Genomic DNA, 21,896 nt, shown 5'->3' on the forward strand with positions numbered 1-21,896 from the left:
TGGGGTTTTCATGTTAAGCCTTGGCAACTATACTAGGTGCGCAATTTGGGATAGTTGTTTATTTGAAAAAGTATTCAGCTCTTTTAGTATAAAAAATTGGATAAAGCATCATGAATTTGCATGAGTATCAGGCAAAACAACTTTTTGCCGAATATGGTTTACCAGTTTCTCAAGGTTTCGCTTGCGATACACCTGAAGAAGCTGCAGCAGCTGCTGAAAAAATCGGCGGTGATATGTGGGTTGTTAAAACTCAGGTTCACGCAGGTGGACGTGGTAAAGCTGGCGGTGTAAAGCTAGTTAAAACTATCGATGAAGTTAAAGCGTTTGCAGCTAACTGGTTAGGTAAAAACCTAGTTACTTACCAAACAGACGAAAATGGTCAGCCAGTTGCTAAAATTTTAGTAGAAAGCTGTACAGACATTGCCAACGAATTGTACCTAGGTGCAGTAGTTGACCGTGCTTCTCGCAAAGTTGTTTTCATGGCGTCTACTGAAGGCGGTGTTGAAATTGAGACTGTTGCTGAAGAAACACCAGAACTTATCCACAAAGCTGAGATCGATCCGTTAGTTGGTCCTCAAGCTTACCAAGCACGTGAACTTGGTTTCAAATTGGGTCTTAACCCAACACAAATGAAACAGTTCGTTAAGATCTTCATGGGTCTTGGTAAAATGTTTAACGATTTCGATTTCGCACTTCTTGAAATCAACCCGTTAGTAATCACAGACGAAGGTAACCTTCACTGTCTTGACGGTAAAATCGGTATCGATGGTAATGCACTTTACCGTCAACCAAAAATCCGTGAGTTCCACGATCCATCTCAAGAAGATGCACGTGAAGCACATGCAGCAAGCTTTGAGCTTAACTACGTAGCATTAGATGGTAACGTAGGTTGTATGGTTAACGGTGCAGGCCTAGCGATGGGTACTATGGACATCGTAAACCTACATGGCGGCAAGCCAGCTAACTTCCTAGATGTTGGTGGCGGCGCGACTAAAGAACGTGTTTCTGAAGCATTCAAAATCATCCTTTCTGACGACAATGTTAAAGCTGTTTTAGTTAATATCTTTGGTGGTATCGTTCGTTGTGACATGATTGCTGAAGGCATCATTGGCGCAGTTAAAGAAGTTGGCGTAAATGTACCTGTAGTTGTACGTTTAGAAGGTACTAATGCTGAATTAGGTCGTGAAGTTCTTAAGAGCTCTGACTTAGACATCATCGCTGCTGAATCATTAACAGACGCTGCTGAAAAAGTTGTTGCTGCTGCGGAGGGCAAATAATGTCTGTATTAATCAATAAAGATACAAAAGTTATCTGTCAGGGTTTCACTGGTGGCCAAGGTACTTTCCACTCAGAGCAAGCGCTTGAGTACGGTACTCAAATGGTTGGTGGTGTTAGCCCAGGTAAAGGCGGTCAAACGCACCTTGGTCTTCCTGTATTCAACACAGTACGTGATGCAGTACAAGAAACTGGCGCAACTGCTTCAGTTATCTACGTACCAGCACCTTTCTGTAAAGATGCAATCTTAGAAGCAATCGATGCTGGCATCGAGCTAATCGTTTGTATTACCGAAGGTATTCCTACGCTTGATATGGTTGACGTTAAAGTTAAACTAGATCAAACAGGTACTCGTATGATCGGTCCTAACTGTCCAGGTGTTATCACTCCGGGCGAAACTAAGATTGGTATCATGCCTGGTCACATCCACAAGCCTGGTAAAGTAGGTATTGTTTCTCGTTCTGGTACTTTAACGTACGAAGCGGTTAAGCAAACTACAGATGCTGGTTTTGGTCAGTCTACGTGTGTTGGTATTGGTGGTGATCCAATCCCAGGTACTAACTTTATCGACGTTCTAGAAATGTTCGAAAAAGATCCACAAACTGAAGCAATCGTAATGATTGGTGAAATTGGTGGTACTGCAGAAGAAGAAGCTGCAGAGTACATCAAAGCTAACGTAACTAAACCTGTTGTATCTTACATTGCTGGTGTTACTGCACCAGAAGGTAAGCGCATGGGTCACGCTGGCGCAATCATCGCAGGCGGTAAAGGTACTGCTGATGAGAAATTTGCTGCATTAGAAGCTGCTGGCGTACAAACTGTACGTTCACTTGCTGATATCGGTAAAGCACTTAAAGAGAAAACAGGCTGGTAATCAGCTTAGCTTAATCTTTGCAAAGGCTCGCATTTAGCGAGCCTTTTTGTTTATGTACCCAATTAAAATGGGTAACTTATATGTTGAAAAAATCTAACCGTTAAATCTTGTCGTTCTTTATTTATATCTAGCTCATCACAAAGACTAAAAATCGTTTTTTCAACCTGATTCATAAATTTACCGTAACCAATTTCTTGCTTGTTTTGCTTTGTAGCAACGATTACAAAATGCATTGTTTCGACTAACTTTTTGTTATCGTAAAAATACTTTACTTGTTGTTCTTCGTTGTTTAGTTCAAAGCTTAATTTTTGAAGTTCTTCATTTCCTTCATTTACATCGACTTTGCTATTACGAATAATTGGTTTAGCACCATTTGCCACTAAAGCACCATGGGTGAGTTTATTCACTTCACAACATCGCTTAAAGCTATCTAAAAAGTAATCATAAAATTGATTAAAGTCGCCATTGTTAATTAAAGTTTGAAATTGAGTTTTAATAGCCCTTGATACAGGAATAGAAAATGTCGCGTATGTCATCTCGGCATGATCTTTAGGTATTACACAGTGACGATTTTGATACCTAGGATACAAACTCCTCAATTTGTAGCCGTAGGTTTCTTTATTACCTTTATTTTTGGCAAATAAATCATAAGTTAAATGTTGATGATCACGCACTTTGAATTGTGGTTGATCAATAAATAACTGTTCTTGCATAAGCGTTAATACTTTTTGGACTTTTCTGTGAAATACAGCGGAGTTAGGTCGTATATCATCACCCGTAGCTAAAAAGAGTAAGCGCACTTTTTTACTTTGCGTGTCGGTTGAATAATAGAGTTTGTGTGCTTCGTGATAGCGTGGGTTATAAAAAATAAGCATTTGCTTATTAGTCTCTAACTGATAAGACTCATCATGAAACCTGACAACAGGAAGTTTGTCGTTTGCTAAAATATGCACATTATGCAGTTCATATTCATCGCATGCTGCAAATAATTGTCGTGCTATTCTTTCGTAACAACAGTTTATTGAGTTAAAGCTTTCGTAAAAACTATCGTTAGGGGTAACTTCTGCAAGTAAGTAATGATTAGCACGTGCATTACTAGGTATATAAACACGGTGCTGGTTAAGTGTAGCCATCTCTTAATCCTTATAAAGTACGGTATTGACGCACTATAAAGCGCTTCTATGAATTAAATATTGCGCTAAAACAAACTTTATTCGTTAAAAACAGATTAGATGGATTAAAGTTAATCAATAAGTAAGATAAAGCGTAATCTATTGCTGTATGTTAGTGACTGTTTTTGTAATAATGCATTAGTTTTGTTAATAAGTAATATTTAGAGGATCGTACTCCTATGGCGGAAATTGAGAATCGCCCAAGTAACTTTATTAGAACCCGAATTGATGAAGACTTAGCAAGTAAAAAGCATGCTGCAACGCATACGCGTTTTCCACCTGAGCCCAATGGTTTTTTACATATTGGTCATGCAAAATCAATTTGTTTAAATTTCGGTATTGCAAAAGATTATAACGGCTTATGTAATTTACGATTTGATGATACAAACCCAGAAAAAGAAGACATAAACTACGTTAATTCTATAAAAGAAGACGTTCAGTGGTTAGGGTTCAATTGGGATGGTGACATAAAGTATTCTTCTAATTATTTTGACACTCTATACGGTTATGCCGTTGAGCTTATAAACAAAGGTTTAGCCTATGTTTGTTTTTTAACTGCAGACCAAGCACGTGAATACCGCGGCACTTTAACGGAGCCAGGTAAAAACAGCCCATACAGAGATACATCTCCTGAAGAAAACCTCGCACTATTTGAAAAAATGCGTGCAGGGGGCTTCAAAGAGGGTGAATGTGTATTGCGTGCGAAAATTGATATGGCAAGCTCGTTTATGGTGCTTCGCGATCCAATTATATACCGTGTTCGTTTTGCTCATCATCATCAAACTGCTGATAAGTGGTGCATTTATCCGATGTACGATTTCACGCATTGTATTTCTGATGCAATTGAAGGCATTACCCACTCATTATGTACTCTTGAGTTTCAAGACAATCGCCGTTTATACGACTGGGTACTTGATAACATCAGCATTGAGTGTCATCCGCAGCAAATAGAATTTTCTCGTTTAAACCTTGAATATACAATTATGTCTAAGCGTAAGTTAAATGACCTAGTTGTTAATAATATGGTTGAAGGTTGGGATGATCCTCGTATGCCTACCATTGCAGGCCTGCGTCGTCGAGGTTATACACCGGCTTCAATTCGTGAATTTTGTTTACGAATAGGCGTAACTAAGCAAGAAAATATGGTTGAAATGGGTATGCTAGAAGCGTGTATTCGTGATGACTTAAATGAAAATGCCCCGCGTGCCATGGCTGTACTCGATCCGGTTAAAGTGGTTATTGAAAACTATGATGCCGAGAGCATAGAAACTTTATCGGTGGCTAATCACCCTAATAAAGAAGAAATGGGCAGACGTGACGTACCATTTACTCGTGAGATATACATTGAACGAGAAGACTTTAAAGAGCAGGCTAATAATAAATTTAAACGTTTAGTGCTCGATAAAGAAGTTCGTTTACGTGGTGCTTATGTCATTAAAGCTAACCGAGTTGAAAAAGACGAAAACGATGAAATAACGACTATTTACTGTACTTACGACAACGAAACGCTAGGTAAAAACCCAAGTGATGGTCGTAAAGTTAAAGGCGTTATTCACTGGGTATCGGCCTCACAGGCCATCACTGCTGAAGTTCGTCTATACGATCGCTTGTTCAATGTGCCAAATCCAGCAGCAGCTGAGGAGTTTGAAACAACATTGAATCCTGAGTCGTTAGTTGTATTAGATAATGCCAAACTTGAACCCTCATTAGCTAACTCTCAAGCAGAGCAGGGCTTTCAGTTTGAACGAACGGGTTACTTTTCACGAGACTCTAAATCAGACAATATCGTGTTTAATCAAACAGTGGGTCTGCGTGATTCTTGGTCTAAAACTCAATAGGTTGATTATTACTATACCCTTTAATTTACGGGTGTAGTAATTTAGACACAAAAAAAACCTGCCATTGGCAGGTTTTTTATAACTAAATTATATTAGCTGTTTGCGTCGCTAAAAGCTTTACATGCAGCTTTGTCATCACACTCGCCGTAAAGGTATAAAGAATGGTTGGTTAATGTAATACCGTTTTCTTGCGCAATTTCAAGTTGACGAAGTTCAATCATTTCATCTTCAAACTCAACAACTTTGCCACACTTTAAACAAACTAAATGATCGTGGTGAGTACTGCCTGATAATTCAAATACCGATTTTCCACCTTCAAAATGATGACGACTTACAATGCCTGCATCATCAAATTGGTTCAGTACACGGTATACTGTTGCAAGGCCTATTTCTTCACCTAAATCCAAAAGAATTTTGTAAACATCTTCAGCACTGATGTGTTGGTTATCTGGAGATTGTAAAATCTCTAAAATTTTAATACGCGGTAAAGTTACTTTTAAACCGGCTTTTTTAAGTTCCAAGTTATGATCAGTCATTAAATCTGTCTCAATTTTATTTGGTTATACTAGACATCTTGCAAAGATGCTCACGACACATAAGCAACAAATAGGATAACGTGCCTAGGCCTTAAGTGCAAAGAAGAATTGATTTATATTGCAGCAAATAAAGAAAACGCTAACTGTTTGATAACTATTTAAACAGTTAGCGTTATGTTGTGTGAATTAGTCTGCGAGTTCGCTTAAACACATTTCATCGAATACCTGTGCTGACCAAGCCTTAACGCGCTGCTCAGTAAGCTCTGGTTGACGGTCTTCATCAATCCCTAAACCAACAAAGTGCTTGTCATCGGCCATGCCTTTTGAAGCCTCAAAATCGTAGCCTTCTGTAGACCAATGTCCTACAACAATAGCGCCACGCTCAGTAACAATATCGTTGATCATGCCCATAGCATCTAAAAAGTATTCAGCATAATCTTCTTGATCACCACAACCAAAAATAGCAACAAGTTTGCCTTCAAAGTCTACTTCTTCAAGTTCAGGGAAAAAGTCATCCCAGTCACATTGTGCTTCGCCGTAGTACCAAGTTGGAATACCAAATAAGATTAAATCAAATTCTGCAATCTCTTCTTTAGAGCTTTTTGCTATGTCATGAACAGCCACCAGCTTTTTACCCAATTCTTTTTGGATCATTTTTGCTACGTGTTCTGTGTTACCTGTGTCACTTCCGAAAAAAATGCCTACACTTGCCATGGATTTGCAACCTTTTATGTATCAATAGCCAATCTTTCTTGTAAAATCGTTTCAATCAGCGCACTGCGGCTAATATTTTGTGCATCTGCCATATCACTTAATGCTTGATATAACTGCGATGAAACTTTAAATTCAACACGTTTTAAACCACGTGCTTTATCTCTTTTTATTTGATTACGTTTATTAACCTTTAACTGCATATCCCGAGAAAGGGGGTTTGTTTTGGGTCTGCCTGGTCGTTTTTCGTATTCAAATAAATCAAGCGTTGTTCTATCTGTTTCTGACTTCGCCATGCCTAACCTACACCTGCGCCTTGCCAAAATACTTGAATAAGTCCTTTAGCAATAAAGCCTGAACAGCCTAAAAAGAGTACGGTCCATACTATATAGCGACCAAACTTTGGTACATTACCACTTTTAAGTACGTCTTTAATCGCCAAGCCGATGAATATCAAAATACCGGCTAAGCCAAAGTACAACCCTAGGGTATCAAATTCGTTAATTAACTGACTGACCATCAACGTATAACCTTTAAATTAAACGGCGCGTACTATAGCATAAAAATATTCATTTATTTAGTACGTACATCTAAAAACAAGCGATTAAAATAACTTTAATTTTGAATCAAAAAATCACTAATTGCTTTATTAACTGCAATTGGCTTTTGGGCATGCAACCAATGCCCGGCACCATGAATGATTTTTGCATAGGTGTTTTTAAAACGGGTAGTAATTGCTGTACGGTGCTCGGGTAAAATATAGTCAGAGTCATTTCCTTTAATGAAAAGAGTATTACATAAACAAGAATTGTTTTCATTAACGTTTGAGAGTATTTCTGAATATTTTTTATCAATAACAGGTAAGTTAAATCGCCACGTCAAGTTTCCGGCTGTATTTTTAGCTAAGCTTTTTAGTAAAAACTGACGAACTCCTAGCTCATCTATAAAAGGCTGCATTATTACATCTGCATGCTTTCTGTCTTCAATATTTTCAGAGGCAACTGCGTTAAGTGCCTTCAATATCTCAGTATGTCGTGGCGGGTAGGTAACGGGTGCAATATCCAGTACAACTAATTTTTCAATCAATTGCGGTTGAGTTAATGCAAGTTCCATTGCCACTTTACCCCCCATCGAATGGCCAATTATATGTGCTTTGTCTATATTTAAGTGTTGTAGTAACTCCACAATGTCTTTTGCCATAGCAGGGTAATTCATCTCGTCACTGTGAGGTGATAGGCCATGATTACGCAAATCTACATTAGTGACTGTAAAGTTTTCACTTAAAGGCTTAGCAATTACGTTGAGGTTTTCTAAAGAACCAAAAAGTCCATGTATTAAAATAACATTTGGACCTTGCCCAAGTTGCTTATAATTTAGCTTCATACATTGCTCCTACAAATATTGACTTAGTTTGCCGAGCTATACATAAAAAAGCAAAAAATAGTGCCTTTTAAACCAATTTATCAGATAGATCTGCTAAAACTTAACCTATCGATCTAGTAAAACAGGCTTAATCGGGTATGTATGCTTGAAATGATTGGGAGTGCTTGTTGTAACTCGCATTTATTATTGGATTGGGTATAATCAGGCGTGAGAAAAAAATGTGACCCGTAATGACAGGAAGACCATGAAACAAATCGACATAGACGACGAGTTATATCAATACATTGCCAGCAACACGCAAAGTATTGGTGAAAGTGCATCCACAATTTTGCGTCGTTTATTAAATATGAGCGGCGAAAAACAATTAACCGCCGACGTAGAAATAATAAAAAATCAACAATTAACCACTGCATCTGCGGCATCTTCAGTATCTGTTGAGCCAGAGCTTCAACAAGCGGACACTGAGACCCCCAAAACTGTCACACCAGTGAAGCAAAAAAATGCTAACGTTTTTAATGTACTAAATAAAGAAGAACTGGCAATGCAGAAAGGCGTTGTGGGTCGTTTTTTGTTTATTTTAAGTGCATTTTATCGCACTCATAAATCTGATTTTTCGGCTGTGCTTGATATTAAAGGCCGCGACCGTGTTTACTTTGCAACAAGTAAAGAAGATTTAGTAAATAGTGGAAGTAGCATGAATCCAAAAAATATCACCGACAGTGAATATTGGGTTATGACTAACTCTAATACAACACGCAAAAAGATGATGCTTCACGAAGTTGCGCTTTGCCTAGGATACAGTGCAGAGCAAGCTGAAAAAATTCGCGATTACCTGTAAGGAAATATAATGGCTATTCACTCAGGCGCAGGCAAAACTGCACCACAATCGGCACTTGTTAATGTTCCTAAATTAGTTTCGGCCTACTATTTAAATGAGCCAGATTTAGAGCAAAACCCAGAGCATTGTGTTGCCTTTGGTACATCTGGACACCGCGGTTGCTCATATGATGTGAAATTTAATGAATCCCATATTTTAGCAATTACCCAAGCAATTTGTGATTACCGTAAGCAAAACGATATTTTTGGACCGTTATTTTTAGGTAAAGATACACATGCGCTTAGTGAAGCTGCGTTCAACTCTGCAATAGAAGTGCTTGTGGCTAACGAAGTACAGGTAATTACTCAGCAAGACGGCGACTTTACACCCACTCCTGTTATTAGCCACGCGATAGTTTGCCATAACAAACTTAATCCAAATGAATTGGCTGATGGTATTGTTGTTACGCCTTCGCATAATCCTCCTGAAGATGGTGGCTTTAAATATAACCCACCTAACGGCGGGCCTGCTGATACAGACGTAACAAACTGGATTGAAGACAGGGCTAACAAATTATTACTTGAAGATTTAGTTGAGGTTGAATTATTTCCATTTGCTAAAGCTTCTCGTTCAGGTTTTATTCGCTACGAAGATTTAATGACGCCGTATATTAACGATTTAGAAAATATCGTTAATCTTAAAGCGATTAGTGATGCAGGAATTAAAGTGGGCATTGACCCACTAGGTGGTTCAGGAATTAATTTTTGGCCTGTAATTGCACAAAAATACAATTTAGATTTAACCGTAGTAAACGACAGTGTCGATCCGCGTTTTGCATTTATGCCACTTGATAAAGATGGCAAAATCCGTATGGATTGCTCATCACCTTACTCAATGGCTAACTTAATTAAATTGAAAGATGATTTTGATATAGCGATTGGCAACGACCCTGATTACGACCGCCACGGCATTGTTACTCCAGATGGTTTAATGAACCCTAATCACTTCTTAGCTGTCGCTATTGATTACTTATTAAAACACCGCGAGTGGGATAGCAGTGTAGAAATAGGTAAAACACTCGTTTCGAGCTCGATGATTGATCGTGTCGTTGCGCGTAATGCGCGTAAAGTAAAAGAGGTGCCAGTAGGCTTTAAATGGTTTGTTGAAGGCCTTAACAAAGGAAATCTTGCTTTTGGTGGCGAAGAAAGTGCAGGCGCTGCGTTTTTACGTTTTGATGGCAGCGTATGGTGTACCGACAAAGACGGATTTATCATGGGGCTACTTGCAGCTGAAATACTTGCAGTAACCGGTAAAACACCATCAGCGCTTTATAAAGAGTTAGAGCAAGAGTTTGGTTCCCCACTTTATAAGCGTTTAGATGCACCAGCAAGCAGCGCCCAAAAATCGCGCTTAAAAGCATTAAGTGCAGACGATGTAAAAGCCGATACATTAGCTGGCGAGCCTATTTTACAAAAGCTAACTCATGCTCCTGGTAACAACGCAGCGATTGGCGGCTTAAAAGTTGTTACAGAAAACGGCTGGTTTGCTGCTCGCCCATCGGGTACTGAAGATATTTATAAAATATACCTAGAATCGTTTAAAGGCGAAGCACATTTAGCCCTTTTAGAAAAAGAAGCTAAAAAGTTAGTTGACTCAGTAATTAGCTGATACCGATTAAACTATGTAAAAACGGCTGAATTATTCAGCCGTTTTTTTGTCTCTCACACTATAAAGGGCTTTTATTATGTCAGCCACACCCGATTATTTAAATTTATTACAATCAACCGGTGATTTTCTAACCATTAGCCGAAATAACGAATGGCATTTAGCGCCTAGCCACTTTACGCTTAACAATGGTACCCAAGTTAATGTTCACGATACGGGCGTTATTGAGTTTCAGCCTGCGCTCACTACATCAAAAGATATTGTGTTATCAAGTGCCGTACACGGTAACGAAACAGCGCCTATTGAAATTTGTGATGAGCTAATAAAACAAATTATTTTGCAAAAGCTTGAGCTTAAACAAAGAGTGCTTTTTATATACGGTAACCCTAAATCTATTAATATTGGTTTGCGTTTTGTAGAAGAAAACCTTAACCGTTTATTTAATGGCCACCACACAGTTGAAGGTATTGAAATGAACGACGAACGTGTTCGAGCGGCAAAACTTGAAGGTTATGTAAGTGACTTTTTTGCTAGAGGCGAAAAGGGCAGTGAGCGTAGTCATTACGATTTGCATACGGCTATACGCGGGTCTAAAAATGAAAAGTTTGCCGTGTATCCATTTTTGCATGGTAAACCATGGAAAAAATCACAGCTACAGTTTTTATTAAGCTGTGGTGTAAATACCGTTTTAATGATGAAGTCGCCAGCAACCACATTTAGTTATTATTCATCGTTTGTACATGGTGCAGATTCGTTCACAGTTGAGCTTGGGCAAGTAAAACCATTTGGGCAAAACGACATGACTCGTTTTGAAAAAACCAAAAAAACGTTAATTGCATTAATTAGTCAAAGTGAAGTTGAATATCCGCAATTTAATGCAAAAGACTTTGAGCTGTTCGCTGTTCACCGTACAATTAATCGCACTCAAGATGATTTTAGTTTCCCTTTTTCTGATGATGCAGAGAACTTTACTGGTTTTGCCAAAGGAGAACTCCTCGCAACAGACGGTGATACTCCCTATTATGCAGACGTTGAAGGCGAGGCTATTATATTCCCAAATGCAAAAGTAGCATTAAGACAACGTGCATTATTAACAGTTGTTCCAATGGAAATAGACAGTAACTTTGTATAATTAAACTCATTAGACCTCTTTAAGCCGCAAGTTAACTCACTGATTACTATAAATTTAAGTAGCTGTATTGTTAACTTGCCACATATTTAACCAATATTTACTTTTGTTTCGTCACAGATTTGTTGAATAACACTTTACGTTAACGTAAAGTGTTGGCAGCTTTAATTAAATATAGTGCAGATATTGCAAAGTTTATTCAGCAATAATCACCCATAATAATAATGTAATAGGGGCACTATGTTACTGACAACAACAGAAGGTAGGTTATGAGTAATCCAAATAACGTATCGCTGAATATTAACCATACGCTTGAATTTATTGACGGCAATGCGCTTAATATTCCAACCCTTAGTATTTTAACTGAGGATGGCGACATTCACCCAAGTGCGACAGCACCCGCTATTTCAAAACATACTGCAATTAAACTTTATGAAACTATGCGTTTTATACGTTTATTAGATGAGCGTATGCAAGGTGCTCAACGTCAAGGGCGTGTAAGCTTTTATATGCAATGCTTAGGCGAAGAAGCTGCCGTTACGGCATCTGCTGCTGCGCTTGATCAAGAAGACATGATAATGGCGCAATACCGTGAGCAAGCTGCACTTCATTACCGCGGTTTTACGCTAGACCAATTTATGAACCAAATGTTTTCAAATGAATTAGATTTAGGCAAAGGTCGTCAAATGCCAATTCATTATGGTTCTAACGAATTAAATTATATGACAATTTCTTCTCCACTTGGCACACAAATACCACAAGCGACAGGGTATGCATATGGACAAAAAGTAAAGCATATAGATGCAAAAACAGGCGAACTTGCAAGCACCATTGACAACGTGACTATTTGTTACTTTGGCGAAGGCGCTGCATCTGAAGGTGACTTTCATGCCGGATTAAACATGGCTGCAGTGCATAAAGCACCCGTGATATTTTTTGCACGTAACAACGGTTATGCTATTTCGACCCCAGCAGATGAGCAATTTAAAGGTGATGGTATTGCTTCGCGTGGCGTGGGTTATGGCATAAAAACAATTAGGGTAGATGGTACAGACGCACTAGCTGTGTTTGCAGCAACGCAAAAAGCCCGTGAAATTGCCTCTACACAAGGCGAACCTGTTTTAATTGAATCAATAGCTTATCGTTTAGGTGCGCACTCTACGTCAGATGATCCAAGTGGCTATCGTTCAAAAGACGAAGAAGCGAATTATAAAACCTGCCCAATAGAAAAATTTAGAAAGTGGCTAGTAAAACAAGAGTGGCTTAACGAAGAAGACGATTTAAAAGCGAAAGAGTCTATACGTGAAGATATTTTAGCCGCCCTAAAGCGTGCAGAAGTAGTACAAAAGCCTGCTTTAGAGGAATTGGTGTCAGATGTTTACGACACACCTATCCCATCACTTGTTCGTCAATATAATGAACTAAAAGAACATATACAAAAGCACCCAGATGCTTACCCAGTTACTGCAGGGAGAATTAAGTAATGGCTAAAATGAACATGCTACATGCAATTAATTCTGCTCTTGATATAACCATGAATGAACACCCGCAAGCGTGTATATTTGGCGAGGATGTCGGGTATTTTGGCGGTGTATTTAGAGCAACCTCAGGTTTACAAGAAAAATACGGTAAACACCGTGTATTCAACACGCCTCTAACAGAGCAAGGTATATTGGGTTTTGCCAATGGTTTAGCAGCTTTTGGTGCACCAGCACTAGCAGAAATTCAATTTGCAGATTATATCTTTCCAGCATTTGACCAAATAGTAAACGAGTCGGCTAAGTTTAGATATAGAAGCGGAAACGAGTTTAATGTTGGTAACTTAACTATACGTACCCCATATGGTGGTGGTATTGCAGGTGGTTTGTATCATTCGCAATCACCAGAAGCTTACTTTGCACATACGCCTGGTTTAAAAATAGTCGTACCACGTAATCCATATCAAGCTAAGGGATTACTGCGTGCAAGTATTAAAGATGATAATCCGGTTATATTTTTTGAGCCCAAACGTTTGTACCGTGCATCGACGGGTGAAGTACCTGAAGAAGATTATTCAATAGAGTTAGGTAAAGCTGAAGTTGTGCAAGAAGGCACTGACATTACAGTCCTTGCTTGGGGTGCTCAAATGGAAATTATTGAAGACGCTGCAAAACAAGCAAGCGAGCAAGGCATACGTTGTGAGGTTATAGATTTACGTAGTATTTTGCCGTGGGATATAGATACGATTGCTAAATCAGTGACTAAGACAGGTCGTTTGGTAATAAGCCATGAGGCACCTATTACAAATGGGTTTGGCGCAGAGATTGCAGCTTCAATTCAACAAGCATGCTTCCTTCATTTAGAGTCGCCTATTCTACGTGTGTGTGGTTTAGATACACCATACCCACTGGCACTAGAGAAAGAGTATGTGCCTGATGCGCTCAAAGTGTTAGCCGCAATTAAACAATCAATGGATTTTTAGGGGATACCATGGCTAAAGATTTTATATTACCCGATATTGGTGAAGGCATTGTTGAGTGTGAAGTGGTTGAATGGCTGGTACAAGAGGGTGATAGCGTTTGTGAAGATCAACCTATTTGCGATGTAATGACTGATAAAGCACTGGTACAAATACCTGCTGTGCACGATGGAGTAATTACAAAGCTCTACCATCAAAAAGGCGAAATTGCCAAAGTACATGCACCCTTGTTTGCAATGAATGTAGCTGGCGAAGAGGCCAGTGTTGAAAAACAACAGCCCAGTAATGCACCACAAAGCAACAATGGTACAACTGAGCAATTAGAAGATTTTATTTTACCAGATATTGGCGAAGGGATTGTCGAATGTGAAATAGTCGACTGGTTAGTCGCCGAAGGCGATGAAATTGAAGAAGATCAGGCTGTTTGTGATGTAATGACTGATAAAGCCCTTGTGCAAATACCAGCAAAATACACAGGTACTGTTCAAAAGCTGTATTATCAAAAAGGTGAAATAGCTAAAGTACATAGCCCATTGTTTCAGATGACTATTGCTGGAACTGCACCTAAACAAAATATAGATGTAAACCAAGCCGTAGTAAAAGCGCAAACAAATGCAGCAGAGCAAGCAGCACCAGTAAAAGTGAATAAACCAGCAAAAGTGGTCAACACAAAAGCGGTTGCATCACCGGCTGTTAGACGTAAAGCCCGTGAGCTTGATGTTGATTTAACACAAGTACCGGGTAGTGGTAAAAATGGACGTATCTATAAGCAAGATATAGAAGAGTTTATTAAAGGTGAAGTACCAAACAGTATTGATACCTCACCACTTAATGTCAGTGTAGTAAACACACGAAGTAAAACGCAGACCTCTGGTGTGCGTGTCGAGCCAATTAAAGGCATAAAAGCGGCGATGGCAAAACAAATGGTTGCTTCTGTTTCAACGATTCCACATTTTACATTTTGTGATGAAATAGATTTAACAGACCTTATTGCACTAAGATCTTCAATGAAGGAGCAGTATAAAGCACAAGGCGTTAAACTCACTATGATGCCTTTCTTTGTTAAAGCCCTTTCGCTTGCGATGAAAGAATTCCCCGTTCTTAATTCTAAAGTAAATGAAGATTGCTCAGAACTTACTTATTTTGACGATCATAATATTGGTATAGCCGTCGATTCTAAAATTGGCTTGCTGGTACCAAATATTAAGTCGTGTCAAAGTAAAAATATTGTTGATGTGGCCAATGAGCTTACACGGCTAACTGAGTCTGCTCGCGAAGGGCGAGTACCACCTGAAGACTTAAAAGGCGGTACTATTAGCATTTCAAACATAGGTGCAATAGGCGGCACAATTGCCACGCCAATTATTAATAAACCTGAAGTTGCCATTGTAGCGCTTGGGAAATTGCAACACCTACCACGCTTTGATAAAAACGGCCATGTTGTAAGTAAGGCAATAATGCAAGTTAGTTGGTCTGGCGACCATCGCGTTATTGATGGCGGAACAATTGCTCGCTTTAATAACCTATGGAAATCGTACTTAGAAAATCCGTCGGCAATGATGATGGCAATGAGTTAAAAATTAAACTTATAAAAAACCAGCAGTTTGCTGGTTTTTTGTTTTAAAAGAGCCTGTTTTTATTTAAGATACAAGTGTTACTAAAAAGTAATAAAACTAACCCCGTTAGGGAATATAAAAAATAACACTAAGGAAATATTATGGAACATTATATGAATGCACTGCGTAGCTACGCAGATTTTTCAGGACGTAACCGCCGCAAAGCATTTTGGATGTTTTACTTAATCAACCTTTTGATATCTATAGCTCTGGGCCTGGTTGATGAGCTGATGGGCGTAGCTGTGATTGGCACTATTTATAGCCTAGCATTGTTAATACCTCAATTAAGTGCTGGCGCACGTCGTTTACACGATACTGGTCGCTCTGGCTGGTGGCAGTTACTTTGGTTAGTGCCAATCATAGGTTGGATTGTATTAATTGTATTCCTTGCACAAGACTCACATGAAGGCGAGAACGATTATGGCCCTAATCCAAAAGAGTTAGCTGCAGAACCTGCTGCTGTATAAAGTAAAGTTTTAACCTAAAAAAGCTCAGTGTTCGCTGAGCTTTTTTATGCCTAAAATTTAATACGAAATAAAATATAAACCATAGCCAACCCCCAGAGCAGGAAGTGCTGTATATAAAGTGGCTATTATTGCGGCTTTTGGGGCTAACGCAATTGCAGGAAATAACGCATCTCCGTCGTTTGAAATTGCATTGGCTGTTAAAGCACTAAATGGAATGATGCCCTGTATATAAAGCGTGGTGACAATTATTTGCAGCCCACAACCTGGTAAAAAACCAATGAATACAGCAATCAGCGGTGCTAAATAAGCGTAATGGGCAAACCATGTTTTTAAATCAAGTCCGGCTACATTTACGAGTATTTCAAATAACATAAATGATGCTACTACCCATGCAGTCACAAAGTGTGTGTCTTGGAGCACTTTAATCACTTTAGAGGGTGGATTACACTCATCCTCCTCACTGGTAATTTGTTTATATGTTTCGCCTTTAGACGAGTAAGCCCATACCGTGACAATAAACAGAGCCATGCCCGCACCAAAAAAATGTATACCAGTGTTTGTGTACTCTCCAAATTGATTAAAGTCCACGTTAAATGCGATTAAAAACGCGATGATTAAACTTGGAAAAATCGCCAACATCCAAATAGGCTTACTGACTCTGATAATGTGGGTAGGCAATATTTTAACTTGGCGCGTTTGTTCTGTTAAAGAAGGGCGTAAAAAGTCGTGTTTATGAACTGTATTAACAACAGCACCACATATTGTTCCAACAACTAATCCTATAGTCATTATTACAGCGCCCTCAGAAGGGCGTGTAGCTAAAAGTAAAAATGCAGCATCGCCCATTGTCGCTGTTAGTACGGCAACAATTGCACCAAAGCTTGCTTGGCCTTTGGTAAATTGTGTAACCACTATTATAGCGCCCCCGCAGCCGGGTAAGGCACCTAGTAAAGCCGCAAAAAAGACCTCTAATGCCGGTGACTTGGCACTTAGATAACTAAGCTCCAATTGAGGTAAACGCTCAATAGCGAAGTAATAAATCAGTAACGTAGCAGCAACAAATACACTGACTTGAAAAAACGCGTCGCTTAGTGCGGTAATGGCAATATCACGAAGTGATGGCACAGCAAAGCATACCAACAAAAAAAGAGGGAGTAATAAACGTTTATTTTGGCTAACAAAGCGTTTTGAAGCGGGCGTAATTAGTCCTATTTGTACTATCGAGGTCATACAGTGTTACCAATTTAATAAACTGGGTAACACTGTATATTTTTAGTAAATGATAATCAATATCATTTGCTTATTTAAATCGATTACTCACTTTGAGTTTTTCGATGTTAAATTTTAGGCTATTTGCGTTGAAATTCTGAGTTTGTATTCCAAGTAGGCCATTGCTTTTGCTCAGAAATATCAAAACCGACTTTATAAAATAATTGTAAGTCTTGAACAGCGCCCGATAAATCCCACTCATCGCGGTAACGGTCACAAGGCTGGTGGTAACAGCCGCGTAATACTAAGCTCATTCGTTTACGATAATTGGCTGTTTCTTCATCCGCTGCTTGTGTACCACCACCAGCGTACATTGCAGGTATGCCCATGTTAGCAAACGCAAAATGATCAGAACGGTAATAACCACCCGACGATGGTTTAGGATCGCCTGATAAAGTTCTGCCTTGATCTTTTGCTGCATTAGCTAAAAACTCATCCATTTGAGATTTACCAATGCCTACCACACTCATATCTTTTACTTTGCCTAATAAATTTAAGCTGTCCATATTAATGTTAGCAACCGTCTTGTTTGCGGCAATAACAGGATTTGCGGCGTAATACTTAGAGCCAAGTAACCCTTGCTCTTCTGCGGTTACTGCTAAAAATGTCATCGAGCGGCTAGGGTGCTTAGGTAATTTAGTAAATGCCTCTGCAACTTCTATTAAGCCTGCAGTACCCGTTGCGTTATCGTGAGCACCGTTATAAATTTGGTCACCTTTTCGGCTTGTATCTGTGCCTAAGTGATCCCAATGCGCTGAATATATTACATGCTCATCTGGCATTTCGCTGCCCGGTAATGTCGCAATAAAGTTGTAAGACACTGACGTTTTAATTGTATTGCTCACATTAACAGATGCGGTTAAATTACCCATATCAACATTATAAGCACCTTTAGCAGCATTTTGTTTAACGGTATCAAAATCTAAACCAGCTTTACTGAAAAGCTCTTTAGCTACATCAGTTGTTACCCAGCCTTCAACAGCAACGCGATCCATATTGTTGTTTTCTTTTTGAAAACCAAATTGCTCGCCACTCCACGAGTTCTCTACAACCGACCAAGGGTATGAAGCGGGGGCTGTTTCGTGAATAATAATAGCGCCTGCAGCACCTTGGCGACTTGCCTCTTCATATTTGTATGTCCAACGACCATAATAAGTCATGGCATCGCCGGTAAATAAAGCCGGATTCTTAGTTGCAAAACCAGGGTCGTTCACAAGCATGACGACGGTCTTACCTTTCACGTCAATCCCTTCGTAGTCGTTCCAGTTATACTCTGGTGCATTAACGCCGTAGCCTACAAACACAAGCTCAGAGTTTTCAATGCCTTCTTTTTCACTAATGCGGCTACTGCCCATAACCATGTCTTTTTTGTATTGGTAATCTTTGCCACCAATTGATAAAACCATATTTGAATCAGCTTCAAGTGATACAAGTGGTACTTCTTGTAAAAAGCTATCGCCATTGCCAGGCTCAAAACCCAATGCTTTAAATTGATTTGTTAAATAATCTAATGTTAGCTTTTCGCCCGGTGAAGAAGGTGCACGACCACCAAATTCGTCTGATGCCAATACTTTTATGTGTTTTGCTAACTCATCGGCTTTAATACTGTTATAGCCATTGGTAACATCTGATGGAGTAATGCTTGTTGCTGCACAGCCAGCTAAAGCAGCGCCAGCAAGGAGTGTAAGAGAAAAATTGCGTTTCATATTAACTCGATTATTGTTTTAAGATTAAATTAGTATATTAACTTCTATTAAGTAGGGCTAGTTTTTGCGGTAAACTGTTACAAAATTAAAGGCCTATACAAGTTAGAAAGTTATAATAATGAAGCGTTTTACTCCTCCTGAACAATGGCAACCCAATTGCCTAAGAACGGGTGCATTTGATCACCTAAACAGCTTGTTTAAACTTAGCGAGCAAACTCAATGGCCTTCACCAAAATGGTTTACTCCTTATTTAAACGCAACGAACGAAAATAATTTACCCATACAGTTTGTTGACGACGCCAAAATAGACTTTGCAGATCGCTACTACGAACAAGTTATTTTTGAAACCGGTGAAGTCCCCACTCGTACAGAAAATTGGCACGACCTATTTGGTGGATTTATTTGGTGCTTATTTCCTAAAACCAAATCACTTATAAACCAACGGCATGTTCAAGACATTGCCGAATATGGTTTAACTAAGCGCACAAAACATCGAAACGCACTAACTCTATTTGATGAATGTGGTGTTGTACTTGCCATTAGCAACAGTAAGTGGCAAACCTGGCTACGTGCCCACGAATGGCAAAAAGCATTTGTAGAGCACCGCCACGAGTGGGGGCAGTCAATTCAGGCTTTTATGTTTGGTCACGCAAATTACGAAATGCTTACTCGGCCCTATATTGGGCTTACAGGAAAAGCATTGTTTATAAATGTGCCCGATGAAATATTTTGTAAAGATTTAGCAACGCAATACCAGTACCTTGATCAAGTACTTTATGAGAAGATTAAAGTAGATCATTGCCTAGCCGATAACTCACAGCTTTCGCCATTACCATTGTTAGGTGTACCTGGCTGGCATGAAGACAATGAAAACGACACATTTTACAATAATACGGATTACTTTAGACCCAAACGAAGGACATGCGCATGATAGAAGTTGCCGGGCTTAAAAAACGTTTTAAGCTAACCAAAGACCATAAAAAAAATAAAGTAGATGATATCGATCCGCGTGAAGATAAAGACTACTTTCATTCAGTCCGAGACGTGAGCTTTCGCTGTGCTGAAGGCGAAGTATTAGGGTTGTTAGGCCCTAATGGCGCAGGTAAAACAACCACGTTAAGAATGATCTCAACGGCGTTAAAGCCTGATGAAGGCTCTATTACTATTGCTGGCAACGACATTGTTAAAAAACCTCTTTTAGGACGCAAGTCTATCGGCTTTTTATCAGGCTCTACCGGTTTATACGGGCGTTTAACTGTAAAAGAAAATATTGAATATTTTGCTAAACTCCACGGGATGAAAAAAAGCGATATAGCCTCACGTTGTGATGAGCTTTTCACGTTACTTGATATGCATAAATTTATAGATAAACGTGCTGAAAATTTATCAACAGGTATGAAACAAAAAGCAAATATAGCCCGTGCAGTTGTTCATCGCCCAGCGGTGGTTGTGCTCGATGAACCTACAACAGGTCTAGACATCATGACCACACAAACAGTGATCGAATTTATCAAAGGTTTAAAAGCACAAGGTACACCGGTGATTTTCTCAACTCATCATTTAGATGAAGTTGCATTGTTATGTGACCGCGTAGCGGTAATTAACGAAGGCATAAGCTGCTTTGATGGCACCGTTGAAGCGTTTAAACAAGCCGGAAACAGTGAAGAGTTAAACCAAGCGTTTATGAACATATTAACGGAGAAGCATAATGTTTGAAGTATATAAAAAGGAATTAAAAGAGCTCCTTCGCGACAAGAAAACGCTGATGTTTGTTGTGTTATTGCCAGTACTTATTTTTCCAGTCATTTTTGCTATTGTAGCATTTATTGGTACGCAAGCAGCTCTTGATGCCGATCAAAAAGTGAATACATACGTAATTATTAACGGCGAATACGCACAAGAATTTACCGACAAAGTGTTTTACCACAAAAGCTTTGAACTTTATAAAGGCAGTAAAACCTTTAATACAATAGAAGAGCTCAAAGCAGGTGTTACTGCCGGTGACATAGATATGGGTATTTACTTGCCAAGTAATGCCGTAAAAACGCTCGACAGCGGCGAGCAAAGTAAATGGCAAGTTGTATTTAACGACGCTAAATCAATAAACTTTTTATTTGATCGGGTCAAAGAGCTAGTGCAAGAATACAGCGACGTATTGCAAGCCGAAAAATTAAAAAGCTTTGGGATAGAAGAGTCTGCGCATAAATCTATTCTTAACCCTATTGAAGTTGTGAAAGTAGATACAGCGGATAAACGTGAAAACTTAGGCGAAAAAATAGGTGCCTATTTACCTTATTTACTTATCCCATTGGTTTTAATGGGAGCTACTTACCCAGCAATTGACCTAGGGGCAGGTGAAAAAGAGCGCGGAACATTAGAAACATTGTTACTTACACCCATAACACGCACAGAGCTAGTACTTGGTAAGTTTATTACATTACTGACTACCTCTATTGCATCAACCACTATTACGGTTGTGAGTATGGGGTGTTGGGTTGCAGTGGCACTGGCGTTTGCAGACTTAGACTTTATTAAAACGGCCTTTAGTACCTTGGCGGTAACTGATTTACTGATGATTTTTGTATTATTACTTCCACTGGCTGCCATATTTTCTTCTTTAGCGTTAGCTATCTCAATTTATGCGCGAACGTTTAAAGAAGCACAAAATTATATGGCTCCGTTAAGTATGGGTGTGTTTTTCCCTATCATTATTTCAATAATGCCAAATATGGAATTGACAGCTAAAACCGCATTTATCCCGGTCACTAACGTTGCATTAGCAATTAAAGACATCATTAAAGGCACAGTTGACTACACCTTTGTAGGGCTAATATTTTTAGCAACCGTACTTATTGCAGGGGCGCTACTCGCATTTTGTGTTAAATGGTTTAACCGAGAAGATGTACTATTTAGATAGTGTTTCTGTTTGTAAAAAAGCATCACTTAAGTGGTGCTTTTTTGTTTTAGAATCAAGGTAAGG

General features: G+C 39.1%; 21 protein-coding genes. 13 read left to right on the top strand and 8 right to left on the bottom strand.

Annotated features, from left to right (window positions below; genetic code table 11):
• Positions 1-110 precede the first annotated feature (110 nt).
• The gene (gene sucC / locus KZZ04_RS04590) at positions 111-1,277 is read left to right on the top strand and encodes an ADP-forming succinate--CoA ligase subunit beta (protein WP_006794719.1); all 1,167 of its coding nucleotides are present in this window, start codon (positions 111-113) and stop codon (positions 1,275-1,277) included.
• Complete coding sequence (sucD, locus tag KZZ04_RS04595; protein WP_008127375.1) at positions 1,277-2,149, top strand: succinate--CoA ligase subunit alpha; 873 nt, start codon at positions 1,277-1,279, stop codon at positions 2,147-2,149. Before sucC ends, sucD begins: the two co-directional genes overlap by 1 nt.
• 62 nt (positions 2,150-2,211) lie before the next feature.
• Here the strand turns inward: sucD and KZZ04_RS04600 are convergent, their stop codons facing one another.
• Positions 2,212-3,282 (bottom strand): DUF3083 family protein, encoded by a 1,071-nt coding sequence (locus tag KZZ04_RS04600; protein ID WP_219421968.1) that lies wholly within the window; start codon positions 3,280-3,282, stop codon positions 2,212-2,214.
• Between the two features lie 218 nt (positions 3,283-3,500).
• Here KZZ04_RS04600 and glnS point away from each other — a divergent pair, with 218 nt between their 5' ends.
• Positions 3,501-5,159 carry a glutamine--tRNA ligase gene (glnS, locus tag KZZ04_RS04605; RefSeq protein ID WP_219421969.1) on the top strand — a complete coding sequence of 553 codons (1,659 nt, stop codon included), beginning with the start codon at positions 3,501-3,503 and terminating at the stop codon, positions 5,157-5,159.
• A gap of 92 nt (positions 5,160-5,251) precedes the next feature.
• On the opposite strand, the gene fur is transcribed toward glnS, so the two are convergent.
• The 5 genes from fur to KZZ04_RS04630 all read right to left on the bottom strand — a co-directional run bounded on the left by fur (position 5,252) and on the right by KZZ04_RS04630 (position 7,789).
• Positions 5,252-5,695, bottom strand: a complete 444-nt coding sequence (fur, locus tag KZZ04_RS04610) for a ferric iron uptake transcriptional regulator (RefSeq protein WP_219421970.1) — start codon at positions 5,693-5,695, stop codon at positions 5,252-5,254.
• 186 nt (positions 5,696-5,881) lie between these two features.
• Entirely contained in the window at positions 5,882-6,409 is a 528-nt protein-coding gene (fldA, locus tag KZZ04_RS04615; protein WP_058405570.1) for a flavodoxin FldA, read from the bottom strand.
• A gap of 14 nt (positions 6,410-6,423) precedes the next feature.
• A complete protein-coding gene (ybfE, locus tag KZZ04_RS04620; RefSeq protein WP_002962928.1) occupies positions 6,424-6,702 on the bottom strand; it encodes a LexA regulated protein in 279 nt (92 codons plus the stop codon).
• A gap of 2 nt (positions 6,703-6,704) precedes the next feature.
• Positions 6,705-6,926 (bottom strand): DUF2788 domain-containing protein, encoded by a 222-nt coding sequence (locus KZZ04_RS04625; RefSeq protein ID WP_006793041.1) that lies wholly within the window; start codon positions 6,924-6,926, stop codon positions 6,705-6,707.
• 95 nt (positions 6,927-7,021) lie between these two features.
• On the bottom strand, positions 7,022-7,789 hold the full coding sequence (locus KZZ04_RS04630) for an alpha/beta fold hydrolase (RefSeq protein WP_219421971.1): 768 nt from the start codon (positions 7,787-7,789) through the stop codon (positions 7,022-7,024).
• Positions 7,790-8,033: 244 nt separating this feature from the next.
• Between KZZ04_RS04630 and seqA the strand changes: the two genes are divergently transcribed.
• The 7 genes from seqA (at position 8,034) to KZZ04_RS04665 (ending at position 15,941) form a co-directional block, all read left to right on the top strand.
• Complete coding sequence (gene seqA / locus KZZ04_RS04635) at positions 8,034-8,627, top strand: replication initiation negative regulator SeqA (protein WP_138529166.1); 594 nt, start codon at positions 8,034-8,036, stop codon at positions 8,625-8,627.
• Positions 8,628-8,636: 9 nt separating this feature from the next.
• Positions 8,637-10,274: a phosphoglucomutase (alpha-D-glucose-1,6-bisphosphate-dependent) gene (gene pgm, locus KZZ04_RS04640; RefSeq protein WP_219421972.1), complete on the top strand. Its 1,638-nt coding sequence runs from the start codon at positions 8,637-8,639 to the stop codon at positions 10,272-10,274.
• Between the two features lie 76 nt (positions 10,275-10,350).
• A complete protein-coding gene (gene astE / locus KZZ04_RS04645) occupies positions 10,351-11,403 on the top strand; it encodes a succinylglutamate desuccinylase (RefSeq protein ID WP_219421973.1) in 1,053 nt (350 codons plus the stop codon).
• 266 nt (positions 11,404-11,669) lie between these two features.
• Complete coding sequence (locus tag KZZ04_RS04650; protein ID WP_058405574.1) at positions 11,670-12,884, top strand: thiamine pyrophosphate-dependent dehydrogenase E1 component subunit alpha; 1,215 nt, start codon at positions 11,670-11,672, stop codon at positions 12,882-12,884.
• Positions 12,884-13,861 carry an alpha-ketoacid dehydrogenase subunit beta gene (locus tag KZZ04_RS04655; protein ID WP_219421974.1) on the top strand — a complete coding sequence of 326 codons (978 nt, stop codon included), beginning with the start codon at positions 12,884-12,886 and terminating at the stop codon, positions 13,859-13,861. The genes KZZ04_RS04650 and KZZ04_RS04655 overlap by 1 nt, the downstream gene beginning before the upstream one ends.
• Positions 13,862-13,869: 8 nt before the next feature.
• Complete coding sequence (locus KZZ04_RS04660; RefSeq protein WP_219421975.1) at positions 13,870-15,435, top strand: dihydrolipoyllysine-residue acetyltransferase; 1,566 nt, start codon at positions 13,870-13,872, stop codon at positions 15,433-15,435.
• Between the two features lie 140 nt (positions 15,436-15,575).
• Positions 15,576-15,941, top strand: coding sequence for a DUF805 domain-containing protein (locus KZZ04_RS04665; protein WP_058405577.1), 366 nt, complete (start codon positions 15,576-15,578; stop codon positions 15,939-15,941).
• 57 nt (positions 15,942-15,998) lie between these two features.
• On the opposite strand, the gene KZZ04_RS04670 is transcribed toward KZZ04_RS04665, so the two are convergent.
• Entirely contained in the window at positions 15,999-17,171 is a 1,173-nt protein-coding gene (locus KZZ04_RS04670; protein ID WP_219421976.1) for a putative manganese transporter, read from the bottom strand.
• Positions 17,172-17,290: 119 nt separating this feature from the next.
• Positions 17,291-18,916 carry a M28 family metallopeptidase gene (locus KZZ04_RS04675; RefSeq protein WP_219421977.1) on the bottom strand — a complete coding sequence of 542 codons (1,626 nt, stop codon included), beginning with the start codon at positions 18,914-18,916 and terminating at the stop codon, positions 17,291-17,293.
• A 118-nt stretch (positions 18,917-19,034) separates the two neighbouring features.
• Here KZZ04_RS04675 and KZZ04_RS04680 point away from each other — a divergent pair, with 118 nt between their 5' ends.
• The 3 genes from KZZ04_RS04680 to KZZ04_RS04690 are packed head-to-tail and all read left to right on the top strand — an operon-like array spanning position 19,035 to position 21,833.
• Entirely contained in the window at positions 19,035-19,847 is an 813-nt protein-coding gene (locus KZZ04_RS04680; protein WP_219421978.1) for a DUF3025 domain-containing protein, read from the top strand.
• Positions 19,844-20,632 (top strand): ABC transporter ATP-binding protein, encoded by a 789-nt coding sequence (locus KZZ04_RS04685; RefSeq protein ID WP_058405581.1) that lies wholly within the window; start codon positions 19,844-19,846, stop codon positions 20,630-20,632. The genes KZZ04_RS04680 and KZZ04_RS04685 overlap by 4 nt, the downstream gene beginning before the upstream one ends.
• On the top strand, positions 20,625-21,833 hold the full coding sequence (locus KZZ04_RS04690; protein ID WP_219421979.1) for an ABC transporter permease: 1,209 nt from the start codon (positions 20,625-20,627) through the stop codon (positions 21,831-21,833). The genes KZZ04_RS04685 and KZZ04_RS04690 overlap by 8 nt, the downstream gene beginning before the upstream one ends.
• Positions 21,834-21,896 lie beyond the last annotated feature (63 nt).

Source organism: Pseudoalteromonas sp. CR1, assembly GCF_019392235.1.
Lineage (GTDB): Bacteria > Pseudomonadota > Gammaproteobacteria > Enterobacterales > Alteromonadaceae > Pseudoalteromonas.